The 24,107-nt window shown below is 41.8% G+C and carries 27 protein-coding genes; 10 read left to right on the forward strand and 17 right to left on the reverse strand.

Translation table 11 applies throughout. The features are described from left to right. Nucleotides 1-64 precede the first annotated feature (64 nt). The 4 genes from FTV48_RS06645 to FTV48_RS06660 form a co-directional block, all read right to left on the reverse strand. A complete protein-coding gene (locus FTV48_RS06645; RefSeq protein ID WP_100329137.1) occupies nucleotides 65-658 on the reverse strand; it encodes a LysE family translocator in 594 nt (197 codons plus the stop codon). Between the two features lie 265 nt (nucleotides 659-923). Then, a complete protein-coding gene (gene apbC, locus FTV48_RS06650) occupies nucleotides 924-2,189 on the reverse strand; it encodes an iron-sulfur cluster carrier protein ApbC (RefSeq protein ID WP_074383443.1) in 1,266 nt (421 codons plus the stop codon). Between the two features lie 279 nt (nucleotides 2,190-2,468). Then, nucleotides 2,469-3,302 carry a hypothetical protein gene (locus tag FTV48_RS06655; protein ID WP_005097864.1) on the reverse strand — a complete coding sequence of 278 codons (834 nt, stop codon included), beginning with the start codon at nucleotides 3,300-3,302 and terminating at the stop codon, nucleotides 2,469-2,471. Nucleotides 3,303-3,677: 375 nt separating this feature from the next. Continuing rightward, nucleotides 3,678-4,481 carry a hypothetical protein gene (locus FTV48_RS06660; protein ID WP_179999757.1) on the reverse strand — a complete coding sequence of 268 codons (804 nt, stop codon included), beginning with the start codon at nucleotides 4,479-4,481 and terminating at the stop codon, nucleotides 3,678-3,680. Nucleotides 4,482-4,706: 225 nt separating this feature from the next. Between FTV48_RS06660 and metG the strand changes: the two genes are divergently transcribed. Then, nucleotides 4,707-6,764, forward strand: coding sequence for a methionine--tRNA ligase (gene metG, locus FTV48_RS06665; RefSeq protein ID WP_179999759.1), 2,058 nt, complete (start codon nucleotides 4,707-4,709; stop codon nucleotides 6,762-6,764). A gap of 44 nt (nucleotides 6,765-6,808) precedes the next feature. On the opposite strand, the gene FTV48_RS06670 is transcribed toward metG, so the two are convergent. The 4 genes from FTV48_RS06670 to FTV48_RS15190 all read right to left on the reverse strand — a co-directional run bounded on the left by FTV48_RS06670 (nucleotide 6,809) and on the right by FTV48_RS15190 (nucleotide 9,274). Then, nucleotides 6,809-7,489, reverse strand: coding sequence for a GNA1162 family protein (locus tag FTV48_RS06670; RefSeq protein WP_005097867.1), 681 nt, complete (start codon nucleotides 7,487-7,489; stop codon nucleotides 6,809-6,811). Beyond that, a complete protein-coding gene (locus tag FTV48_RS06675; protein ID WP_171304303.1) occupies nucleotides 7,486-7,833 on the reverse strand; it encodes a DUF4810 domain-containing protein in 348 nt (115 codons plus the stop codon). Before FTV48_RS06675 ends, FTV48_RS06670 begins: the two co-directional genes overlap by 4 nt. A 45-nt stretch (nucleotides 7,834-7,878) precedes the next feature. Further along, a complete protein-coding gene (locus FTV48_RS06680) occupies nucleotides 7,879-8,550 on the reverse strand; it encodes a CsgG/HfaB family protein (protein ID WP_005097869.1) in 672 nt (223 codons plus the stop codon). 607 nt (nucleotides 8,551-9,157) lie between these two features. Next, a complete protein-coding gene (locus FTV48_RS15190) occupies nucleotides 9,158-9,274 on the reverse strand; it encodes a hypothetical protein (RefSeq protein WP_086044934.1) in 117 nt (38 codons plus the stop codon). Nucleotides 9,275-9,542: 268 nt separating this feature from the next. On the opposite strand from FTV48_RS15190, the gene FTV48_RS06685 reads away from it, so the two are divergent. Further along, complete coding sequence (locus tag FTV48_RS06685; RefSeq protein WP_100329140.1) at nucleotides 9,543-10,523, forward strand: MBL fold metallo-hydrolase; 981 nt, start codon at nucleotides 9,543-9,545, stop codon at nucleotides 10,521-10,523. Nucleotides 10,524-10,600: 77 nt separating this feature from the next. Here the strand turns inward: FTV48_RS06685 and FTV48_RS06690 are convergent, their stop codons facing one another. Beyond that, nucleotides 10,601-11,224 (reverse strand): LysE family translocator, encoded by a 624-nt coding sequence (locus FTV48_RS06690; RefSeq protein WP_005097872.1) that lies wholly within the window; start codon nucleotides 11,222-11,224, stop codon nucleotides 10,601-10,603. Between the two features lie 103 nt (nucleotides 11,225-11,327). Beyond that, nucleotides 11,328-11,510 (reverse strand): NF038215 family lipoprotein, encoded by a 183-nt coding sequence (locus FTV48_RS06695; protein ID WP_179999761.1) that lies wholly within the window; start codon nucleotides 11,508-11,510, stop codon nucleotides 11,328-11,330. A 179-nt stretch (nucleotides 11,511-11,689) separates the two neighbouring features. Here FTV48_RS06695 and FTV48_RS06700 point away from each other — a divergent pair, with 179 nt between their 5' ends. Continuing rightward, entirely contained in the window at nucleotides 11,690-12,571 is an 882-nt protein-coding gene (locus tag FTV48_RS06700; protein WP_179999763.1) for a 1-aminocyclopropane-1-carboxylate deaminase/D-cysteine desulfhydrase, read from the forward strand. Here the strand turns inward: FTV48_RS06700 and FTV48_RS06705 are convergent. Then, the gene (locus FTV48_RS06705; protein ID WP_005169649.1) at nucleotides 12,568-12,891 is read right to left on the reverse strand and encodes a hypothetical protein; all 324 of its coding nucleotides are present in this window, start codon (nucleotides 12,889-12,891) and stop codon (nucleotides 12,568-12,570) included. The genes FTV48_RS06700 and FTV48_RS06705 overlap by 4 nt on opposite strands. Nucleotides 12,892-13,082: 191 nt before the next feature. On the opposite strand from FTV48_RS06705, the gene FTV48_RS06710 reads away from it, so the two are divergent. Beyond that, on the forward strand, nucleotides 13,083-14,282 hold the full coding sequence (locus FTV48_RS06710) for an NAD(P)/FAD-dependent oxidoreductase (RefSeq protein WP_179999764.1): 1,200 nt from the start codon (nucleotides 13,083-13,085) through the stop codon (nucleotides 14,280-14,282). 29 nt (nucleotides 14,283-14,311) lie between these two features. Here FTV48_RS06710 and FTV48_RS06715 read toward each other — a convergent pair whose 3' ends face one another. The 4 genes from FTV48_RS06715 to FTV48_RS06730 form a co-directional block, all read right to left on the reverse strand. Then, entirely contained in the window at nucleotides 14,312-14,464 is a 153-nt protein-coding gene (locus FTV48_RS06715) for a hypothetical protein (protein ID WP_167381268.1), read from the reverse strand. Nucleotides 14,465-14,589: 125 nt separating this feature from the next. Then, nucleotides 14,590-14,757: a hypothetical protein gene (locus tag FTV48_RS06720; RefSeq protein WP_005097883.1), complete on the reverse strand. Its 168-nt coding sequence runs from the start codon at nucleotides 14,755-14,757 to the stop codon at nucleotides 14,590-14,592. Between the two features lie 68 nt (nucleotides 14,758-14,825). Then, entirely contained in the window at nucleotides 14,826-16,775 is a 1,950-nt protein-coding gene (locus FTV48_RS06725) for a mechanosensitive ion channel (protein WP_100358012.1), read from the reverse strand. A gap of 203 nt (nucleotides 16,776-16,978) precedes the next feature. Next, nucleotides 16,979-17,284 (reverse strand): hypothetical protein, encoded by a 306-nt coding sequence (locus FTV48_RS06730; protein ID WP_005097890.1) that lies wholly within the window; start codon nucleotides 17,282-17,284, stop codon nucleotides 16,979-16,981. A 567-nt stretch (nucleotides 17,285-17,851) separates the two neighbouring features. Here FTV48_RS06730 and FTV48_RS06735 point away from each other — a divergent pair. The 5 genes from FTV48_RS06735 to FTV48_RS06755 all read left to right on the forward strand — a co-directional run bounded on the left by FTV48_RS06735 (nucleotide 17,852) and on the right by FTV48_RS06755 (nucleotide 21,726). Next, nucleotides 17,852-18,274: a hypothetical protein gene (locus FTV48_RS06735; RefSeq protein ID WP_005097893.1), complete on the forward strand. Its 423-nt coding sequence runs from the start codon at nucleotides 17,852-17,854 to the stop codon at nucleotides 18,272-18,274. A gap of 293 nt (nucleotides 18,275-18,567) precedes the next feature. After that, complete coding sequence (locus FTV48_RS06740) at nucleotides 18,568-19,500, forward strand: transporter substrate-binding domain-containing protein (RefSeq protein WP_074383456.1); 933 nt, start codon at nucleotides 18,568-18,570, stop codon at nucleotides 19,498-19,500. Between the two features lie 59 nt (nucleotides 19,501-19,559). Beyond that, on the forward strand, nucleotides 19,560-20,303 hold the full coding sequence (locus FTV48_RS06745; protein ID WP_179999766.1) for an amino acid ABC transporter permease: 744 nt from the start codon (nucleotides 19,560-19,562) through the stop codon (nucleotides 20,301-20,303). Beyond that, a complete protein-coding gene (locus FTV48_RS06750; RefSeq protein ID WP_179999768.1) occupies nucleotides 20,303-20,986 on the forward strand; it encodes an ABC transporter permease subunit in 684 nt (227 codons plus the stop codon). The genes FTV48_RS06745 and FTV48_RS06750 overlap by 1 nt, the downstream gene beginning before the upstream one ends. Before the next feature lie 14 nt (nucleotides 20,987-21,000). Continuing rightward, nucleotides 21,001-21,726 (forward strand): amino acid ABC transporter ATP-binding protein, encoded by a 726-nt coding sequence (locus FTV48_RS06755; protein WP_171063342.1) that lies wholly within the window; start codon nucleotides 21,001-21,003, stop codon nucleotides 21,724-21,726. Nucleotides 21,727-21,795: 69 nt separating this feature from the next. Here FTV48_RS06755 and FTV48_RS06760 read toward each other — a convergent pair whose 3' ends face one another. Then, complete coding sequence (locus tag FTV48_RS06760; RefSeq protein WP_100355586.1) at nucleotides 21,796-22,557, reverse strand: ferredoxin--NADP reductase; 762 nt, start codon at nucleotides 22,555-22,557, stop codon at nucleotides 21,796-21,798. 85 nt (nucleotides 22,558-22,642) lie between these two features. Between FTV48_RS06760 and gigC the strand changes: the two genes are divergently transcribed. Continuing rightward, nucleotides 22,643-23,521, forward strand: a complete 879-nt coding sequence (gene gigC / locus FTV48_RS06765; protein WP_005169640.1) for a LysR family transcriptional regulator GigC — start codon at nucleotides 22,643-22,645, stop codon at nucleotides 23,519-23,521. Nucleotides 23,522-23,569: 48 nt separating this feature from the next. On the opposite strand, the gene FTV48_RS06770 is transcribed toward gigC, so the two are convergent. Then, on the reverse strand, nucleotides 23,570-24,107 hold a 538-nt coding region (locus tag FTV48_RS06770), incomplete at its 5' end, for an excalibur calcium-binding domain-containing protein (protein ID WP_179999770.1).

The following is a 24,107-nucleotide window of genomic DNA, read 5'->3' on the forward strand; positions in this document are numbered from 1 at the left end:
CTCAATGAAAATAAGTGAAGTGCTTGCAGCCAAAGTGGATAAAAAATTGCTGATGGATATCAGCTTATAAACTTAAAAGTGCAGAATAGCTTAAAGGAATCGAAAAGCTCATTAACACCAGTGATGCGGTTTTTTGCAGGTTTTTTTGATTGAGCCAGCGACTGTTTTTTCTAGCCAGTATTGAGCCGAGGAAAGTCCAGAAGAATGCAATCGGAATCAGCAAAACCAGGAATACTAACATATGAGTCACATAGTGCTGACTGCTTTTCCAGACAATCACCGGAAAGATCGCTGAAGCAAATAAAAGTGCTTTAGGATTTAACAAGGTTGCCAGAAATAGTTCTCGTGCACGAATCGAGACATTTTCAAAATTTTCACTGAGTTCTGCCGTGCGCCATAATTTCACAGCCAGAAAAAGGATATAGCCGGCACTAAACAGCTTGAGAATGGTCGGCAAAAGCGGAAGATGAACGGAAATTTTTCCGATCAGAATGCCCCAAAAGCTAATGGCAATCAGATAGCCAAAGGCTTCAGCAGGAATTAAACGAAATGTTTTTTTAAATCCGACCTGTATGCCTGAAGATGCCAATAAGGTATTGGTTGGGCCTGGTGTTAAAAGAATGGTTGCCACTAAACCAATAAAAAACCATGAAATCATAGTTTGACCTCGCTCTAATCCGCGTAGCATAGAATAGTTCGGTCAATGCTGCAAAAAAATAATTGTAAGAGAACATATAATCAGAATTCACACTGAATTAAATCAATTTAATTCAATCACTTGAAACCATTTTGGGAACCAATACGCAACAGTCATTTCAGTCAATTTTCTTAATTTAAAGCTGTTTATTTCCGTGAATTATTAATAAAAAAGCCCTAACTTGAATTAGGGCTTAAATATGTGAACTCTCTATTTAATGGGTCAATTAGAAAATTCGGCTCTGATCTTTTTCGGCCTTAGGTAGCTGCGCTGCAATTTTTTCTGCAATCAGCATATAGCTTTCGGCTGCATCATCTCCGGCAATGACTGAAGGTGTGCCAGCATCGGCATTTTCACGAATTTCAGCATCTAAAGGTAAGCGACCCAATAATGGAATATGATATTGCTCAGACAGTTTATCTCCACCGCCTGTGCCAAAAATCTGTTCTTCAAAACCACAATTTGAACAGATATGGGTCGACATATTTTCAATCACGCCCATGATCGGAATTTGCACACGGTTAAACAGTTCAATGCCTTTGGTCGCATCGAGTAGGGCCACGTTTTGTGGTGTGGTGACAATCACTGCCCCGGTTACCGGAATGCGCTGTGCCAACGTCAACTGGATATCCCCTGTACCGGGTGGCATATCAATCATCAGAACATCAAGATCTGGCCATAAGGTCTGGTTAAATAATTGCATCAATGCACCGGTGGCTTTCGGTCCACGCCAAGCCACTGGAGTATTGTGATCACCAGTTAAATGGCCAATCGATAACACTGCCATTCCATAGGCTTCGATAGGGACAAACTGTTCCGCTTCGATCATCGGCGTTTTGCCCGCATTACCGAGCATGGTCGGAATACTCGGACCATAAATATCGGCATCCAGCACACCGACCTTTAAGCCTAATTTTTGCAGAGCCAGTGCCAGATTCACTGTAGTCGTCGATTTACCTACACCGCCCTTGCCGGATGACACCAGAATCACATTTTGAATACGTGGATGTTTTGGTACATCACGTTGCTGAGGTGCAGCTTTTTGAATCGGTGGATTATTGGGATCAGCTTCTTCTTGTTTTGCAGGCTGGGCGGAGGCATCCACCACAGGGGGAAGATTGGGTTTTGCTTCTGCTTTAGGCTGACTGGAACAGCTTTCACCTTTGGCATGCTTATGCCCGCAGCCATCCGATTTATGACTTTTAGGCCCAGTTTTTTGCTGAATCACATGCATATTCAGTTCTTGAATACCACATTTTTGCAAAGCTTGCGCCAGTTCATCATGGATTTGTTGCAGATCTTGTTTTTCTTCAGGATAAGTATTTAAGGTGATTTGTAGGATCTCAGCTTGAACATTGACCTGAGTAATACGCTGTTTGAGCGGATCATTTGAATTTGGCAACAGATAGTTTTGCAATACTTTTTGCACAGCTTCTTCGTTCACCTCCTGCGAAGGTGAAAAGACCGATTTGAGCGAAGAAAGCCACGACATAGGTTACTCCAAAACTATAGATAGATATCCGAATGGCATAGTTTAACGGGGTTTTCGCTTAAGGTTAAGCACTCTGCCGAGAAGATCGAGGAGATATCTGCAATTTCCAACCATTTTACTTGGTTTTGTTGGATTGTAGCGGATAGGCATGCTAAAAGTGAATCAATCAAAGTAAAGCCAACTGGATTCTTTTTGATGTGAAAAGAATTTTTATTGATTTTAGGTGTAGCAAGCCACTTTAACCTTCTTTGATTAAAGTGGCTCTACAATAATCACAGTCTATTTATGATTTTTATTATTTTCAGACTTGTGCTGCTGATCCTTGGCATTTTTATCCTGATCTTCTTTAGATTCACTCTTGTCAGACTGACCTGATTTCGATTCTGAATTTTGAGCTTTGGCATCTTTTTGCTGATCAGAATCATTGCCCTGAGATTGATTTTCTTTCATTTTATTCATGCTATCAGCCGCCATCTGTTTCAGCTCACCCAGCTTGGTAGAGGCTTCACTGACTAACTCAGTAATCTTCTGTTTTGTATCTTCAAACTTATGTACAGCCTCATCTTTTAAATTGGCCATGCTTGCCTGTTGATCGGTCTGAGCTTCTTTAGCATTTTGTTTATCTGACTGATTCGATGATTTATCTTCAGTGCTATGATCAGCTTTTGCCTTTTTTGCGTCATCTGAACCTTGATCATCATTTTTCTGACCGTTGGACTTGCCATGTTTTAGCTCATTCAGAAGTTTTTCGCCTTTTTGTAATAGCTCCTCACCAATCGCAATGGCCTTCGCTTTTAAATCATCCATCTTAAAGCTTTCAGTTTTGTTATCTGATTGCTCATTTTTCGAATTATCTTTTTGATCAGATGGCTGCTCTTTAGAGGCTTCATCCTTCGATTCCGAGTCAGCGCCTGTATCTTTAGAGTTTTGTTTGCTATCAGAATTTTCATCAGTCTGGTGTGGCTTTGTATCTTGTGTATCATGCGACTGATTGTGCTTCTGGTCATTCTGGTTTTGCTTTTGCTCTTCTTTGGCTTTCTGATTTAATTGTTTCTCATGTTGTTCTTTGTCTTGATTTTGCTTTGAACTATTGCTCTGGTTCTGCTGAGTCATGAGGTACCCTCCTTAGGCATATCATATAAACAATCAGCCATTTTTTAGCACAAAGCGTGGGGGCAAATCGGGCGCAGTAAGCAAACTGCAACAAAGCCTGTACATGTTGTTGCTATTGTTTGCAGTCTGTAGCATGAGCTGCGCCCAATCAGTATTGCAAAGTCAATAATCCAACTCTTTTGGATTCTGGCGATTCAAGTCCATCGATTACTTGGGGTTTCGACAAAGTCTGGCTTGGTAAACCTGTCAGCACATTTTCTTTGGCTTCTCATTCAAATGCCGTTATAGCATAGTTTCCAAAGCCAAAGAATCAGTGTTGCCAATTCACAGCAGATGTTTATAGGATGCAAATGCATCAGGAGATATTATTTCAAGTCAGACACGCAAGGTGCTCATAAAGCTGAGCGCAGAGAACAACCAGATCAACAGAATGAAGCTGCGTGCTTGATTGAAGTTGTCGACATCTGTGCCATGTAGCATGTTATGACGGCTCATGGTCACATTTGAGCTTGAATCCATTTTATAGGCAGTAAGTTCAGCAAAATACGGATTCAGTTCAATCGCAATTTTAGACTTATGCCACAGGCTTTTAATTTCATTGCCTTTTAAACCCGGTACGATTTTATAGACATCGACAAACTTGGTGCCATTTTGCTTGAGGAAACCTGCTTTGATCAGGATATCTGTCAAAATACCTTCGAGCTGCGCATAAACATTTGGAATACAACCGCTGTAAAAGCCAAGTTTGTACATTTTCAAGCTTTCAAGCAGCACCAAACGGCGCTTGGCTTTGATGTCTTCATCAATCTCTAAGGCATCGAAGGCTTTCAGCATTTCAGTCTGGAAATATTCGCTATTGATCATATCGAGTAGCTTAAATTGCTCAATATCTTCAAGCTGGTGAATGGCCGGCCAAAAATGCATCAAATTTAAAGCATCATTGGCAAACTTCGCGCCAATCGGTTGATCGAGCTGATCTGCCAGTACTTGGAAATAAGCATCTTGCGCGACTAAACCCGATAAGTTTTTGATTAAAAGTGTATGTTCATCTGCCGAGATGTCTTCAAGATAAGCTTCTGCATCTTTTAAAATCTGACTGCCCAACTGTTTTTGACTCGCTGCATTTTGTTTAATACGCGTGACAGGTTGGTCAAAATCAAAATCATCTTCGTCAATCATGGTTTTCTAGCTCAAAGCTTTTAGATCAATGGCCTATTATCGCTGTTATTGGCAACGCAATATAGGGAAATCTACATTTCCAAGACATTCTGTAAATACAAAGACCTTTCGACACGAATTCGCGGTGAAATGGAATTGATTCGCTTAAAGGATTGCTTTGTATTCGGACCTGCATCAGGTAAAATCATCCACCTTGCATAATATACGAATGAGAGAGTCATATCCGTGCGTAATATCTTAGTCACTAACGCCCTTCCATACGCCAATGGCCCGATTCATATGGGTCACCTACTCGGTTATATCCAAGCTGATATTTGGGTACGTGCGATGCGTGCAATGGGTCATGATGTGACTTATGTCTGCGCGGACGATGCTCACGGCACAGCCATCATGTTACGTGCTGAAGCCAACGGAATTTCACCGGAAGCACAAATTGCCAACGTGCAAAAGGAACATATCCGTGATTTTGACGGTTTTGCGGTGCACTTCGATCATTATGATTCTACCCATAGCGATACCAACCGTGCACGTGCATCTGAAATCTATATCAAAAACCGTGATGCCGGCAATATCGCGGTTCGTCCTGTCACCCAGCTTTTCGATCCTGAAAAAGGCATGTTCCTCTCCGACCGTTTCATTAAAGGCACCTGCCCGAAATGTAAAGTAGAAGATCAATATGGCGATTCATGTGAAGTTTGCGGTGCAACTTATAATGCAACCGAATTATTGAACCCACATTCGACTTTAAGCGGTGCAACACCCGTCGAAAGATCATCTGACCATTACTTCTTTAAGTTGCCGAATTTTGGTGAATACCTGCAAAAATGGACACGTGATGAAGGCCGCTTACCGGTCTCGATTGCCAACAAGTTAGATGAATGGTTTGAAAATGGCCTGAATGATTGGGATATTTCGCGTGATGCGCCATATTTCGGTTTTGAAATTCCAGACGCACCCAACAAATACTTTTACGTGTGGGTCGATGCGCCAATTGGCTACATGTCGAGTTTTGAAAACTATATCAAAACCAAACGTCCTGATTTAAGCTTTGATGACTACTGGAAAAAAGATTCTAAAAATGAGGTGTATCACTTCATTGGTAAAGACATTGTGTATTTCCATGCGCTGTTCTGGCCGGCAATGCTAGAAGGTGCTAACTACCGTACGCCATCAGGTTTATTCGTGAATGGTTTCTTGACCGTAAATGGCCAAAAGATGTCAAAATCTCGTGGTACCTTCATTAAAGCTGAAACCTATTTAGAGCATTTAAACCCAGAATATTTACGTTATTACTTTGCTTCTAAACTTTCTGACAAAGTTGAAGATTCGGACTTGAACCTGGATGATTTCGTTCAAAAAGTAAATTCTGACTTGGTTGGTAAAGTGGTCAACATTGCCAGCCGTTGTGCGAAGTTCATCAATACTAAATTTGATAACAAGTTAAGTGCAAACTGTGCAGAGCCTGAATTGGTTCAAAGCTTCATTGATGCGGGTGATTCAATCGCAGCACAATATGAGTCACGTGAATTCTCTGCTGCGATTCGTGAAATCATGGCACTTGCAGATAAAGCGAACCAATATATCGATGAGAAAAAGCCTTGGGCGCTGGCGAAGCAGGAAGGTCAGGAACAACAAGTACATGACGTATGTTCTGTCGGTATTAACTTGTTCCGTCAATTGGCTGTTTATTTGGCTCCGGTGTTGCCAACACTGGCGCAACAAGTTCAAGATTTCTTGCAATTAGAATCTTTCGACTTCGCTTCTCGTGAAACGATTCTGGTCGGTCACGAAATTGCATTGTTCCAACCATTGATGCAACGTGTAGATCCAAAAGCGGTTGCCGCAATGGTCGATGCGTCTAAAGATTCTTTGGCTGCCCCTGCTGAAACAGCAAAAACGGAAAAGAAAAAAGAGAAGAAAGCATCGACTAAACCTGAACCGAAAGTGGGCGAAGCTGAAATTATTAATATTGATGATTTTATGAAAGTTGACCTGCGTGTGGCTGAAGTTTTAGAAGCAGCTCACGTTGAAGGTTCTGACAAACTTCTTCAATTGACTTTAAATGTAGGCGAAGCTGAACCACGTAATGTATTCAGTGGTATTCGTGAGTTCTACCAACCTGAAGACCTAAAAGGCAAATTGGTGGTGATGGTGGCTAACCTTGCTCCACGTAAGATGCGTTTTGGTATTTCGAACGGTATGGTGTTAGCTGCGGGTAATGGCGACGGCGTTTGGGTGATTTCACCTGAATCTGGTGCTCAACCGGGTGATAAAGTGTCTTAATTTTTAGACCTAAATATAAAAATCCCCTCAATTGAGGGGATTTTTTACTGCTGAGGACTTATCGAATTCTGTGAAAAATTCGGAGATCTTGGTCCATATAACAAACCTTTTTGCTGATTCAACCGTGGCGAATACAACAATTGACTTACCGTACCTGATAGTACATACGCCTTATCACTTAAATGATTCGAGATTTGATCCACCAAAGCACCAACCAACATACCCACTAAACCAGCATTATTATTGCTGTTAGCAAGGATCTGCTTTTCTGAACCTTCCCAAAGAAGTTGACCAGTTTTTAAATCAACCAATTTAGCTTCTACAGCTACCGTAGCTACCGTTTGAATCACTTGATACTTCGAACCATACTCTTTTACTTTCACATACAAAGCAGCATCAGCGCCAAAAATCTCTTGTAGCTTTTGAGTGCTTACTGTTTGAGCATCAGAACCGTTATAAATACCATTTTCCTTAAACATCGTATCGACAACGCTAATAGGGAAAACGTAATAACCTGCCTCTGCAACAGGAACAGTTACTGTTGACCAATAACTATAAATTGCACGTGTATCAGGAGATTCATTCACAGGTGGCATCACCAAAATAGACTTTGGCATATGCGCGGTGTAGCTGCTTAAATCACGCGTATTTTTAGGGGCTACTGCACAACCTGTAACTAACAATGTTACTGCAACTAAAGCGAATAAATGTTTTAACTGTTTCATTTTTTCGCTCCTGCAATAATAGTTTGACTTGTCATTTTTTTCAGTAAACGATCCATCAAAACAGTTGATTCTGGATAAACCTGACGCTCTAACTCAAAATACTCTACTGCTCGTGGGCCATTATTAAGATTTAAATTTAATAGCCCTAAATGTGCATATAAACCCGGGGGCACAGCCGCATTTTTAGCTTTAGCCTTCTCTATATCTTTTTCAAGTTTAGCAATCTGCTCTTGAGGAGAGGTTTTTTCAGGAACACTTAACAACAAATAAGTTTGTTGCGGATATGTACCCCAACTATATAAAGATTTAGGACCACTTGCACAACCAACCAAACTTAGTGACATCACAGCACCAAGTAATAAAAAAATATTTTTCACAGAATAATCCTATTACTTGTTTGACCATTTACCAGTCTGTAAATCAAGCACAAGATTATTCACTGCTTCACGTACAGCTAAATCTAAAACCTTACCGTTTAATGTTGAGTCATAAGATGCGGTCGAACCAAAACCAAGCACTTCACGCTCACTTAACGCATACTCACCTGCACCTTGTACTGAGTGAACCACTTCTGCAGTTTTTACATCAACTACATTAAGATTAACTTTTGCATAAGCGATTTGCGTTTTACCACGACCTAATACACCAAATAATTGGTGATCACCTACTTCTTTACGACCAAATTCAGAAACATCCCCTGTTAGTACAAAACGTGCGCCTTTAATTGATTGTGTTGATTTTCCAAATCCTGCTTCTTGTTGCAATTCAGATAAATTATCACGATTTAAAACAGAGAAATAACCCGTTTGCTGCAAATGAGTTTCTAAAATTGTTTTTGCTTGCCCCCCCAGACGATCTACATTGTCAGAAAAAATCCCGCGCATATAACTTGAACGGTTATCAAATTTCCCAATAGAAACTGCAGTTTTAGCGCCCGTATATTTTACTTGTGCGGTTGCAGCTGTTACTTGCGGTGCTTGTATTGTTTTTGAGGTTTCAGTTGTTGAACACGCTGTTAAAGCTAAGCAGGTTAAAGAACAAACGAGTGCTGTTTTTTTCAAAATATTAATCCTTGTGACTTAAAAAAATTTTTATTAATTCAAAATAATCTTAACAATAAATAAACAATATCTCCACATAATAAACAAATTAACAATATTTTTTTATAATTTTTATTCATTTAAATAATTAACTTTACTCTTCTTTATAGTCAATAAATACACCTGTATAACCGAGTAAAACTTGGTAATAACAGGATTTTTTCTATAAAATAATTATAAAAACACTGAGTAAAGTCCTGATATGCTAATTCTTAAAAAAATATTCATGTATACACTCTATTATTAAATTGAGAATTTTTTTATTTATTGCCTATAAGACCCAGTCGAAGCATGCTAAAAAACACGTCTTTATAATAGATAAAAATAACGATGAAAATATTCAATCAAAAAATCGTCATAACAGCATTAACGCTTAGCTTATTTATAGCTCTACCCCAAGCTCAAGAAACCGAATTAATCCCCTAAAAAAACAAGTTGCTGGTTACTACCACCACCAAATCATTGCACTACTTGATGGAACAAACTATCTCAATCCATCTATGCTTTAAGGCTTAATCAATACATAAAAAAGCCTCTATCTCTAGAGGCTTTTTTATTGCTGGGTCACTTAGCCTTGCAACACAAATTCCCAAATCACATAGCCCAGTCCAAAACCAAGTAGTGAATATAAGGTAATAATGAAAAATACAAAGCTGGCATTGTTTTTTCTTTTCCAAAAACTCATCGCGACACCCAAAGCTTGTTCGTAATACCCTATGTTAACGAGCTTTTAATAAAAAGTGAAATACATCTAAGCATTTTATTTATAATAATATTTTTACAAAAAACACATTCTTTACTTTCAAAAAATCAATATACAGATTCACACTGAATTTTTAGTACAGATGCTAAATCGCCATTTCGATTTAAAAAAATAGTAAATATATTCATATTCTTTTTTATCAATATCCATGCTAATACATAGAGTTGACTTTAATTACATAAGAATAGCCATGAAATACCTCAGCTCTTCTCTTGTCGGATCACTCCTTGCTTTAGGTTCATTGGCAGGTATTTCCCCAACACACGCACAAACGCCTTCCACTTTAGAACAACAAAAACAGGTTCCCGGATATTATCAATACAGCTTTGGAGATTACCAGATTACTGCCCTGCTGGATGGCACCAATTATTTAGCCAAAGCCTTGTTTAAGGATATTCCTGAAGCAGAAGTGAATCAGATTTTAAAAAAATATTATGTTGACCAAAGCAAAGGCATCCAGACCTCCGTCAATGCTTTCCTGGTAAATACAGGCAAAGAACTGGTCTTGGTGGATAGCGGTGCTTCTAGCTGTAATGGGCCAAACTTTGGGTCTATTTATTCAAATTTACAGGCATCTGGACAAAAGCCTGAGCAAGTCAATACGATCTTATTAACGCATTTACATCCTGATCATGTTTGCGGCATCAGTAATAACGGCGTCGCCAATTTTGCCAATGCAAATATTTATGTATCGCGAGCCGAACTGGATTTCTGGATGAATCCTAAAAGTGTAGAAAAATTACCAAAAGCAAAACAGGCCGGTTTTTTGGGTACAGTCGATAAAATCAAGAAAGCCATCGCACCTTATCAGGCCAAAGGTCAGTTAAAGACCTTTAAAGCTGGCGATAAAATCCATGGTTTTGATGTGATCAGTTCAGCGGGGCATACACCGGGGCATTTTGGATTTAGCTTAAAATCCAAGGGTCAGGAGATGATATTTATTGGGGATATTGTACACTCCCATACCATTCAGTTTGACCGTCCACAGACCGCTATAGATTTTGATATCGATCCGAAAAAAGCGGTTGAAACCCGCTTAAAGTATTTTGCGGAATATGCAAAGAATGGCCAGACGGTGGCAGCACCACATTTACCATTTCCGGGAATTGGGCATGTTTATTCTAAAGATGCTAAAAGCTATCAATGGATTCCCGTGCATTTTAAAGATTAAGTTCAAATGATCAGCTGTCCCTTGGAAAGCTAATAAGAATGATCACTTTCCAAGGATGATGACTTCAACTGTTGAAACTATTTCATCCCGAAAATAAGTTTTAATCCGAGCACGGTCATCACCGCACCTGCTGCCCGATCAAACAATGCCTTAAACTTTAAATACACACGGCGTGGCTTTTCAGCAGAAAGTGCGACAGCCACGAGTGAGCACCAGCCAGCATCAATAAAAAAACATAAAATGGGCAAAGCAAAATAGAAATAGTTCGGAATTTCTTTTGGTAATAAGGCGGTAAAAATACTGGCCAGCACAATCGCAATTTTTGGATTCGACAACTGCGTGATTAAACCTGTGGTAAAAGCGCGACGTAAAGACATCTGTTTGGTAATGCTCGAATCTGCCTCAATCGGATCTTTGGCATGCTTAATAATTTTAAAAGCCAGCCAAAGTAAATATAGCCCCCCACAAATTTTTAAGGCCAGATAAGCCGACGGCACAGCCAGCAAAAATGCCTGCAAACCCAGTACTGCCAGCAAACCGAAAATTGCAGCACCTAGACCAGTCCCCAATGCAGTAAATAAACCATGTTTACGTGAAATCGCAATTGAATTTTTTGCCACATAAATAGAAGTCGGCCCGGGACTCATTGCACCTAACATCAGGGCAACAGCAATTGAGCCTAAAATCCAGAATGATTCCACGAGATAACCTGACTTAAAAATTGAAGGATTATTTTAAGCAAAAACCGAATCATTTGCTCTAAAAATTTCAGTATTGGTCAGGAATTTTAGTTACTGTAATGGCTTACTGTTTTAACTGATCCTGAGCAATGAATTGCGTGTCTAACAGTTGGTAATCCTGATCATGTACCGGTACACCACCAATAATCATGGTACGGGTCTCTGTTTTAGGCTTATTCATCGCATCATCACAGCCCGACAAACTGAGCATTACACAAACCAAAATAGCATAGGACAATATTTTCATTATTCTACCCTCCTCAAGGGTTTCCTGTATTTAGATTAGCATCCCTGCTTAAATAATCAGCAGAATATTTGTGACATTCTGCGTCAATTTTTATCTCATGCCTGAAAATGACTTATTCTCAATCCCTGATCTTTACTGCTTTCGCTATAATGGCCGAATAACTGACTGTGTTAATTTTTATGTTTGCAGAGATTGCCCAAAATATTCCCGATCAACAGATTAATTTTCACGATATTATTTTAACAATACGTCGTCTGGATCTGGTACATCCGCAAATTTCAGGCAACAAGTTTTTTAAACTGAAATACAATTTTCTGGAAGCACAAAGACAGGGTTATCGGCAGATTCTCAGCTTTGGTGGTGCGTATTCCAATCATATTGCGGCCACTGCATTTGCCGCACAGCAGTTTGGTTTTCAAAGTGTGGGGATTATTCGGGGTGAGGAGCTGGCCCATCGGCCACTCAATCCGACTTTAGCCACCGCACGGCAGTTGGGGATGCAGCTACATTTTGTCAGTCGTGAACACTATCGTCGCAAGCAACAGCCTGAGTATCTGGCCGAAATCGCACAACAATTTCCTGAGCATTATCTCATTCCTGAAGGTGGAACCAACGCTTTGGCCATTCAGGGCTGTCAGGAAATTTTGAGCCCGCAAGATACTCAATTTGATGTGGTTTGCTGCGCAGTAGGCACTGGTGGAACCATCACCGGTCTGATCGAAGCCAGTCAGGCGCATCAGCAGGTTTTAGGATTTTCAGCGCTGCAAGGCTCTTTTTTAAAAGATGAAGTCGCGCAACTAACCAGCAAAACCAACTGGACTATTCTGGATGATTATTGCTGTGGCGGCTATGCCAAAACCAGCACAGCCCTCATGCAGTTTATTCGGGATTTTGAAATCGAATTTGCCATTCCACTAGAGCAGGTCTATACCGCTAAAATGTTGATGGGCATCTTTGATTTGATTGAAAAAGATTATTTCCCAGCAGGATCTAGACTGCTGGTGATTCATAGCGGTGGGTTGCAAGGCCGTAACATGGATACTACTTCTACAATTGCTTAAGCCTGAATCGGTTGATTATTATTCAGCGCAATCATCCCTTTGACCAAGCGGTAGATATGCCAGATAAAGACCAAAAATATGATTAGAAATCCGATCAAGATCATAGTTAATAAGCCACCAACAATATAACCCAGCAAACTGACCCAGAAGGTTTTAATTTGCCAGTCCACATGACTTTCCAGCCAGGTGCCGCGCATTTCATCACGTTTAATATAGTTCATGATAATGGCTATAAATGGGGTCACACCCAGAAAAAACCCCAGAATATAAAGAATATAACTGATCAGGTTGTATTGTTTTAGATCCTCTGACGTTGCCATAAGCCCTGCCTTATTATTGTGATTTTTGTAAAACTGTACAAAAACTATGCATGATTTTAAGCCGACTTACAAATATTTTATGTTTAAACTCTAATACGAATCGGCAATCAGCCTGTTGATTGCTCAGGAATAGAGAAAGCGGAAATAAAATTGTCTATAATGCTTTCCTTTTGTTCTCCCTCGAGTGTTTTATGTCTTCCAAGCAATACGATGTTCTCGTCATAGGTGCCGGTGCTTCAGGTTTAATGACGGCGTATATGGCTGCACAACGTGGGCGTAAAGTCGTAGTGGTGGAAAAAGCCAATAAAGTTGGCAAAAAAATCCTGATGTCTGGCGGCGGTAAATGTAATTTTACCAATCTGGAGGTCGAACCAAGCCATTATATTTCGCATAATCCACATTTCGTGATTTCAGCATTAACGCGTTATAGCAATTGGGACTTTATTGGCCTGGTCTGTGAATATGGTATTGCTTATGAAGAGCGCAAACATGGACAACTGTTTACCCTCAATGGTGCAAAAGATATTCTGTCAATGCTATTGGCAGAATGTGATAAAACCGGTCTGGTCGATCTTAAAACCAGCTGCGAAGTAAAAGCAGTCAATCCAGTCGATGATCAAGGATTTCAAGTCGCCACGTCAATTGGATATTTTGAGGTTGAATCTGTAGTGGTGGCATCAGGTGGCTTGTCCATCCCGACGCTGGGGGGTTCGGGCATTGGCTATGATATCGCAAAACAGTTTGGACATCATGTTTATCCAACCCGTGCCGGTTTGGTGCCCTTCACTTTCTCTGATGGATTTAAGGAGGTGACGACTCGTTTGAGTGGCAATGCCGTAGAAGCGACACTCTCCAATGAGCTCAACAGTTTCACCGAAGCACTGCTGTTTACCCATCGTGGTTTAAGTGGCCCAAGCTCCCTGCAATTGTCCAATTACTGGAATGTCGGTCAAAGCTTTCAAGTCGATTTCTTACCAAGTGTAGATTTACTGGATTTCTTTAAAACCAAAAAACAAAGCCAGCCCAAAGTGTTATTGCGCACTTTACTCAATGAATTTTTACCGAAAAGTGTCGTGGCTGAATTACAGAGTCTAATCTGGACTGACGTCACTGAAACCGCAATTGGCAATATCAGTGATAATCAACTGGAGCAGATTGCGACACGGCTGCATGGTTTTGAAGTGAAACCATCCGGAACAGAAGGCTACCGTACTGCGGAAGTGACTTTGGGCGGTGTGGATACCAGCGAGGTTTCTTCAAAAACCATGGAAAGTCAAAAGCAGAAAGGCCTGTATTTTATTGGTGAGGTGCTGGATGTTACCGGACATTTGGGCGGCTATAATTTCCAATGGGCATGGTCATCTGCGCATGCCGCATCGGAATATATTTAATCAATAGATCATCAAGACTGATATTTAGTTCATTCCAGATAATCTGTCTTAAACAGCTTGAGATTGGCCGTATTTCCTAAACGGTCAATCGTCAGCTGCATTTTTCGAGTGGCTTCTCGCAAATATAGCGGTGCTTCATCTGCTGAAGTGTTCTTGAATGTATATGATAGTGTTTGCCACATGATGTTGATCTCCCTTTTTTATATTTTTAATGCAAGAAGAATACCAAAATCATTTTAGTATTCACCTGAATATTATATATTTCTTAAAGGCCAAATTCTATTGTTTGTTATTCAGCAGAATTCTTTCAGTTAAATTCGTCTGTATCAGGTATTTTCCTATCCAGCGCTCGCTCTGACTGCTCGTCCTGTTTGCTCTTCACAAAAATAAATCGATAGGCCGCGGTAAAAAAGCCAATGGTAATTCCCGCGATAACCAAAGGAGCCAGAACTTTGTTGGGTTTCTTGCTATTCATTTATTTTTCCTCGTGACTGAAAAAAATCGACCACATGAGCGTGGCCGATTTTGGTTAAAAATGACAGGTTATTTCAGGTCATCTTTTTTCTGAGTGGAACGATCAATATCGACATTTGGTTCTTTTTCTCCGGTTGAACCAAATGGATTATTGACTGGCGGATGAGTCGGATCGACTTTTACTGAATCAGGTACGGCTTGATCCGCATCCGGATTGACCGGATCAATACCCAATGATTCATCATCCTGCGGTGCAGTGGTGAGGATTGCCGGTGTGGTATGCGATAAGTCCGTACTCATTGGCGTAGTACCCTCTGCGTCTGAATCTTGATTTGGCACAATACCTGCTCCTGGCGTAGTGGTTGAAGAATCAGCAGTACCGGTCATGTTTTGTGAACGGTCGGAGTATTGTCCCATTGATGTATCTGTAGAACCCATCCCCATCGCTGCACCTGTCGTGCCTGCCATGTCCGTTGTACTTGAAGTACTCTGAGCACCTAATCCTGAAAATATGCTGTTTTCAGCTTGATCTTTGACTGGATTCGGTTCTTTGGCTTCGCGTTTTGCTTTATCAATCAGATCTGTTAAAACTCGCTCCGCAGGCTGACGACCACCCAGACCAAAGGCCAGAGCAAATGCTACTGCGACAGCACCCAGCGTTAAACCAAATGCAAGGTTCACAATCGAGTCGGCAATACCCATGGCACGTAGACCCATGGCAACGACCAAGCCCATAATCAGGACACGCACCAGATTCGCTAACCAGCGTGAGCTGTTATATTCACCGCGTTGTACGATGTTCGCGACAATATTTGCCAGCCAGAAACCGATCACCAGAATCACGGCACCGAGCAAGATGTTGGCGCCGAAGTAAATAAACATCGCAATCAGGCCGCTCACCTGTTCAAAGCCGAGACGGTCTGCTGCTTCGGACACCGCAAATAACATGGTGAACAATACGATCAGATAACCGACCACACTCGAAAGTTTAGTGGTGCCTAAAAAACGCTGTACATCCAGTTTGGCAGGAATTTCATCAACACCTGTACCCGATACCACTTCAACCACCAGACGTGCGACCAGTTTAGAGACCACATAAGCCAGAATCAGAATTAAGGCAGCAGCGATAATATTCGGAATGGCATTCATGATTTCATACAGCATTGCCGTGGCAGGCTGAGAAATCGCTTCGACACCCAATGCTTCAAAAGCAATAATCAATGCAGTAATGATCACGACGGCGAAGATGAATGAACCAATCACCTGTGCCACATTGGAATTTTTGAAAATACCTACTTTTTCAGCTTGTTGTTGTACATTCAGACTGTTTAATAGGCCTTCAACAATACCGCGAACAATTTTTGCCAGAATATAACCGACAAAAATGATCACTGCAGCAATAAAGATATTTGGTAAGTAGCTTACGACATCAGTCAGCATATTCTGAACTGGTAACAACAGACCGTTGAGTCCCAGAATAGACAGTACGATTGGCAAGAACAGTAATAAAATTAACCAATAAGCAATTTCACTGATGTTCTGACTAATGGGACTGACACCCACTTCAGCACTGAGTTTTTCGTCTAGTTGGGTTCGGTCAAGTAGCTTTTGTAGCCCTATTTTCACCAGGTTGGCGACAATCCACCCTATGAATCCGACTGCAATTGCACCTAGTAACTGCGGGATAAATAACAGGAATTGCTGAATCATATTACTGAAAGGACCACTGATACTGGTCAGGTTGAGTACATTCAGTGAACCAATTACGGCAATAATCAGAATAATCCAGAACACCACCCGGGCAATAATACTTTCGATATTAGAGCGATGGCCTGTCGCCGTATTTAAGTGTGTATTGGTTCCAAGTTTTTGCAAGACTTTCTTGACTGCTGCCGAAACCAGTAATGCAATGATCCAACCAATGACTAATATGGCAATTGCACTCAGAATGGGATGAAACTGATCCCAATAATACATGGCGTCGAAGCCGCCACGCGGACTTCTCATATAATCATTCATGTTGTTTTACCCTCTTTGTTATTAAGCTATTTATCTGAAATCGGGAGCCTATCCTTGAAACATTCAGCCCCTTCTTCTTTCGGATTCACCTTCAGATTTGATGTTTTTAGACTTGAGCCAGCTAGCTATCATTAGCTTAAACATCACAATATATTGCAAAAAAGCCCCAGTGGTTTCACTAGAGCTTTTGATATATGTCTGAGTTATCGAGCCGCCTGTGCATCATCTGTCGCAGTTGCTGTTGCTTCTGTTCCATCGCCTAGCGTTGCAGTAGCTTCTGTAGGTTCACCGACTGGAGTCGTATTGTTTGGTGTCGCAGGTTGCACATTAGGGTTCGGATGTCCAGCAGGTGCATCATTTGCGTCTGGATTCATGTCAGCAAACATATAGAACAGTAATGCCAGTAAAAAGATACCTACCAAAATCAAGATATAAACAGGAATACGCTTTTTTTGCGTCACTGCTGTCTGATGATCTAAAGGTGGTTTTTTATTGAAATCATCGACCATAACCATCCTCACTCTTTGTTATTCATAAGTAGATTTTTAGCATAACAAGCAGTTAAAACAGCTTCTGTGACAAAACATGGTGAGATGGTGACGGGATGTAAGTTATATGTATGAATAATATTTAGAATAATCTTTAAGCAATCGTGCTCATTTTTAATTCACTGATCGCTACTGGTTGATGGTGAATGGGTTTAACTCAGTATTATCCTGCTATTCATTTTCCCCTCATGTGAATGACATAGAAAATTACTGGCAGATCAACACATCTAATCGCTTGAATAATTGCAACACTATTCGCTTAAACCTTCTTATAGAGCTATATAAAGCGTATCAGAAAAGAAAAAGGCTCTATAATCAATCTGATAATGAGGTTTAGCTTCTCCATTCTTTTCCAATCCCAGTTTGCTTGAGTTGCCTGAGTGGTATGCAGTCCTTTGAAATTCAAGAGCTTCAGTACGCGACCTCAGGGCAGAACCAACACTAAAATTTGCGCTAAACAATAGCACTGCTCAGTTTCTATAAAATGGGCTATAATGTGTCCCTCATTTTTTTATTTCATCGAGCTCTATGGCGTATCGTCAACAAAGTGTATCGTTGGATCTTGACACTGATGTCACCCACCAATGCACTTTGCATCATACTCGCGATCAGCATCTGATCGGGATTATCGAATTCAGTAAACCGAGTTTTGCACTGCGCTGGCAAGACCTGGAGTATTTCCGTCGTCGTACTGAAGAGTTTTCCGTGATGCCTTTCCCGGACTGTGTCAACGCAATGATTATCGATATCCGAGATGTAACAGCATGGCTTGACAATGAAGTGCCAATTATTCCATGGCGTTTATTGGAAGAGGATTGTCCGGTACGCTTAGTCGTCCCTGCGGATCGTCTTGAGCACTACGCTGGATTCTTTGAACCGACCTGGCTCAGTTCCGATGTCGAAACGGCCATTCAAGAAATTCGTGAATCGATGGATATGTTTGTGCATTAAGCTTGAACCGATAAAAAAACCTCCAGTTTGGAGGTTTTTTTATGACTTTTTCTTTCTTATGCTTGTAGTTCAATCTCTTTATTTATTTGCATTCCTTTGAGCATCTCGCAGATTTCCTTTTCTGATTCAGTAACATTTCAGCAATAAATTCAGCTTGAGTCATGCTTGAATCATCAACTAAGATGAATATAAACGAATACTTAGACTTTATAGCAATAATCAGAATATTGTCTTAGCAGCACCTGAAAACGGGCGTACTCATAATAATTGAAAATGAAAAATGGAGTTTCACGATGAAAGCAAAGACTCAATTCGCTACGCTGCTGTGTGCCAGTGCCCTGACCTTGGGACTGAGTGCCTGTAGTGATAATCAGGCACCAAGCAATCAGCAAGGCAGCCAGAATACTTCTGGCACGCTCAATAAGATCAAACAGTCCGGCACGATTGTATTAGGTTATCGTGACTCCTCGATTCCATTTTCTTATATCGCTGACAATCCGAATCAGCCGGTCGGCTATGCCCATGACCTGCAACTAAAAGTGGTCGAAGCCGTCAAACAAAAGCTGAATCTTCCTGATTTAAAAATCCGCTACAACTTGGTGACCAGCCAGAACCGGATTCCACTGGTCTCCAACGGTACGGTTGATCTGGAATGTGGTTCAACGACGAATAATAAGGAACGCCAGCAACAGGTCGATTTCTCTGTCGGCTTTTTTCAAGTAGGTTCCCGTCTATTAACCGCAACCAATTCTGGTATTCAAGATTTTAGCGATCTGAAAGGCAAAAAACTGGTGACCACTGCCGGCACCACATCGGAACGCTATATTCGTCAGCATGAAAAAGAATTGGGCATTGGTGAAATTATTTCGACCAAAGACCATGCAGAATCCTTTTTAATGCTGCAAAGTGGCCGTGCTGCTGCCTTTATGATGGATGACATTTTACTGGCGGGAGAAAAATCCAAGGCTAAAAATCCGCAACAATGGCACATTGTGGGTACAGCGCCCATCAATGAAATCTATGGCTGTATGTTACGTAAGGGAGACCCCGAATTTAAGCAGGTGGTAGATGACGCGATTAAAGCCACATATAGCTCCGGTGAAATCAATAGCATGTACCAGAAATGGTTCCAGTCGCCAATTCCACCGAAAAATATCAACCTGAACTTTGCCATGTCTGATGACTTGAAGGCCCTGATCAGCACCCCGCATGATCGCGATCAATAGACTCTGAATCTTATTCATCTGCTTAAGCATCACCTGTTTAAGCCCATTTTGGAGTGATCATGAATTACAACTGGAATTGGGGTGTCTTATTACAACCGACCGGGATTGGTGATAGCACCTATCTCAACTGGATCATGACTGGCCTCGGCTGGTTAGCGGTCATTGCGATTGTAGCCTGGTCGATTGCCATGCTCTTGGGTAGCCTGCTGGGCATCATGCGCACCTTGCCCAGCCCAACGGCCCGGGCGATTGGTAGCGCTTATGTCACCATTTTTCGGAATGTGCCTTTACTGATCCAGTTATTTATCTGGTTCTATGTGGTTCCGAATTTTCTGCCGAACAGCATTCAAAGCTGGTGGATCAATGATCTGGGAGCCAATACCACGGCGCTGATTTCAGCCAGTATTGGTTTGGGACTGTTTACCGCAGCGCGGGTTTGTGAGCAGGTGCGTACCGGGATTGAAGCCATTCCACCCGGGCAGATCAATGCCGGCTATGCTATGGGGTTTAGCACCACACAATTATATCGCTATGTGATTTTACCGCAGTCTTTTCGCATGATCTTACCCCCCTTAAGTTCTGAACTGACCAACTGTGTCAAGAACACCTCGGTGGCCTCACTGGTCGGGGTTGCGGAACTCATTTCCCAGATGAAAACCATCAGCGAATATACGCAAAATACCATTGAGATTTACACCTATGTCACCCTGATTTTTATCCTGATCAATGTCTGCCTGATTGGCTTGATGAACTTTCTGGAAAAGCGCCTTCAGGTGCCCGGTCTGATTGCGGGGACTAAATAATGGAATGGTTCACTGCATTTTTTCAGGATTTACAATTATCCGCACCTGCCCTATGGCATGGTCTGAGTATTACTTTAAAAGTCTTATTTTTTGCCACCATTGGCGGGGTCTCTATTGGCACCTTACTGGCATTGATGCGGCTGTCTTCAATCAAGGTGTTGAACTGGATTGCCAAGGGTTATGTCAATCTGTTCCGTTCGATTCCCCTGCTGCTGGTACTGATGTGGTTCTACTTCGCTGTGCCTTTTATCTATACTGGGGTGACTGGAAAATATCTGACCATGGATACGGCACTGGTGTCCAGTATTGTGGCTTTTATGCTGTTTGAAGCCGCCTATTTTTCCGAAATTGTCCGTGCCGGAATCCAGTCTATTCCGAAGGGACAAACAGATGCGGCCTCTGCCCTCGGCATGAGCTATGGCCAGTCCATGCGCCTGATTGTACTGCCTCAGGCCTTTCGCAAAATGACACCGCTATTATTACAACAGACCATTATTTTGTTTCAGGATTCCACCATGGTGTATGCAATTGGCCTGCTGGACTTTTTCCGCACCAATTATGTGCGTGGTGACCTGATGGGTTTACTCACCCAATATATTCTTTTTGCCGGTTTGGTCTATTTCACCATCAGTATGATCGCCACCTATATTGTTAAAAAATTACAGCAGAGGTTAACTGTATGAACGAAGCCAAAGTCATGATTGACCTCCAGCATGTCAGTAAATGGTATAAAGATTTTCAGGTACTGACCGACTGTACCACCCAGATTCGGCAAGGTGAAGTGGTGGTGGTTTGTGGTCCTTCCGGTTCAGGAAAATCCACCCTGATTAAAACTGTCAATGGTCTGGAACCTGTTCAGCAAGGCAGTATTCTGGTCGATGGAATTAAAATTAATGATCCGAAAACCAATTTAAATAAACTAAGAAGTCGCGTGGGCATGGTATTTCAGCATTTTGAATTGTTCCCGCATCTCAGTATTACCGAGAACCTGAGCATTGCCCAGATCAAGGTATTGGGTCGTTCTGAAGCCGAAGCCAAACAGAAAGGACTTGCCTATCTGGATCGTGTCGGCTTAAGTGCACAGGCCAATAAATTCCCGGCACAACTTTCTGGCGGACAACAGCAACGTGTCGCGATTGCCCGTGCGCTGAGCATGGATCCGATTGCCATGTTGTTTGATGAACCAACTTCTGCGCTTGACCCTGAAATGATTAATGAGGTGCTCGATGTCATGGTCGGTCTGGCCAAAGAAGGCATGACCATGATGTGTGTCACCCACGAAATGGGCTTTGCCCGACAGGTTGCCAACCGGGTCATCTTTATGGATCAGGGAAAAATTGTGGAAGATTGCAGTAAAGATGATTTCTTTAATACAGCGCGTGGTGAGCGTGCCCAGCAATTCCTGAACAAGATTCTGCACTAAGCTGTCATTATTCACCTTGCAGATAAAAAAGCTCATCCAAGGATGAGCTTTTTTATCTGCAATTCAGACTTACCAATAATTCTCGACTGCAATATTGCCTTCGCCACGCCGGTTCATGATCAGGCCACGGGCTTTTAAGGCTTCTTTGGTATCATCGACCATTTCCGGGTTACCGCAAAGCATGACATGGGTGGTTTGCGGATTGAGCTGCATACCTACGGCTTTTTCCAGTTCACCATTGGCAATCAGCACCGGTAAACGATCGTGCAAAGGTGCATCAGGCTCACGGGTAATAATCGGAATAAATTTAAATCCGCTATGTCCTTCGCCAAAGGTTTCGGCAATTTCCTGAATCCGTTCCACATAAGCGAGTTCAGCCCGGCTACGCACGCTATATACCAGATTGATTTTTTCGTATTTGCTCCAGGTTTCAAAGTCTTGCAACATGCACAGAAACGGTGCCAGACCAGTTCCAGTGCCCAATAACCACAAGTCTTTGGGTAAGGGCAACTGATAACGGGCCAGCGTCAGATAACCATAGGGAATTTTTTCCAGAAACAGCTCATCCCCTACTTTAAGGTGCTGTAAATTGGAGGTAAATTTACCTTCTGGAACCACAATCGAAAAAAACTCCAGAGTTTCATCAAAAGGAGATGACACCACCGAATAGGCACGAACCACCAGTTCATCTCCCACCTGCAGGCCAATACGCGCAAATTGCCCCGCAGTGAATTTGAAGTGTGCCGGGCGTGTCATGGTGAAACTGAATAATGTATTGGTCCAGCGGTGTACAGATAAAACTTTTTCTAGGCTAAATTTTTCAATTGACATGATTTCAACGTGGCATGAAAGACTGTGCTCATGGTAGCATGGCAATATAATTTATTAATATTTTTTAAATGTTAAGGCTCTACTCATGCGCATGACTTTACGCCAATTGGCTGTTTTTGTAGCAGTGGCACAAGAGGGTACCGTAACGAAGGCTAGCGATGCCGTCAAACTTACTCAAAGTGCGGCTAGTATGGCTTTAGCAGATCTGGAAGATGGTCTGGGTGCTCCATTATTTGACCGTCTAGGCAAACGTTTACAGCTCAATGACCTGGGGCGCTTTCTTCTCCCTCAAGCGCTGGAAATTTTAGGTCGATGCGAATCTTTTGAACAGGTTGCGAAAGGTGAGCTTCAAAGTATCGATTTACGTTTAGGTGCAACCCTGACCATTTCAGATTACCTGATTCCTGACCTGATGGCCGATTTTCTAAAAATTCAGCCTCAAGCGCATTTACAGCTGCAAGTTGGTAATACCCGTCAAATGATTGAAGCGGTGAATCAGTTCCAGCTGGATCTGGCCTTGATCGAAGGCTCCTGTCATCTGCCACAACTGCAATGTATCCATTGGCGCGATGATGAGCTGGCGGTGTGCTGTGCACCGGATCATCCCCTAGCGCAATTGAACCGTGAGCTGACCGCGGAAGATTTCAAATCTGTAGAGTGGATTCTGCGCGAAGAAGGTTCAGGTACTCGCGAAGTCTTTGATAATGCCATTTTGAAAGATGTGCCGGATGCCAATATCCGTCTGACACTTGGCCATAATGAAGCAATTTTGAAAATCGTAGCAGGCGGAATCGGCATGTCCTGTATTTCCAAACTTGCGATTGAGCCTTTACGCGAGAAAGGTCAACTGGTGATTCTCAATACTCCGTTCTGGTCTCTAACGCGTCCATTGTTTATGCTGGTACATCGCCAGAAATATCAGGGGCCAGGCCTGAGAGCCTTTATGAATTTCTGTGAAGCTTAAATTTGTTTTTCAATCAAAAAGCACCTTAAGGTGCTTTTTGATTCTATCTTAAAATTGGCTTTCACACGGGATGCCATCGCCGTCACCATCCATTTTAGTATTTGGACAGTTCCTGATAAAAAATAAAGCCTCTTCGTAAGAACCCATCTGACTACAGTGTTCTCGACCATCGCATTTAAATTGAGATATAGATTGCGAAGCCGTCTCTGAAGTTTTCGGATTAATAGAGTAACTTTGGCTTGGTAACTCAGCACCACGATTTTCTAGATTCTGCCTACCCTGCTCAGATAATCCCTCCATAGCTAAATCACCTTGTGCCGCTCGCTGCTCAACTACGATTCGTTGCTGCTCTACCATCAGTTGTTCAAGCTTCTGCTGTTTTTGAACTTGGTAGCTTTGGTATTTGTTATAAACAAGCCCAACAAGAATCGCAATAATAATTAGTCCCGATATTGTGATTAGTTTGGATCGAGTTGATGATTTTGTCTTTTCATAACGTGGAGAAACATGTACTTCAGGATCTTCATATAAATCATTATTCTGCTTAATAACCAATTTTGATTTAATATCCAGCCGGACAATATGG

The sequence above is a fragment of the Acinetobacter sp. YH18001 genome (genome assembly GCF_013416975.1).
In the GTDB taxonomy this organism is placed as follows: domain Bacteria; phylum Pseudomonadota; class Gammaproteobacteria; order Pseudomonadales; family Moraxellaceae; genus Acinetobacter; species Acinetobacter pseudolwoffii.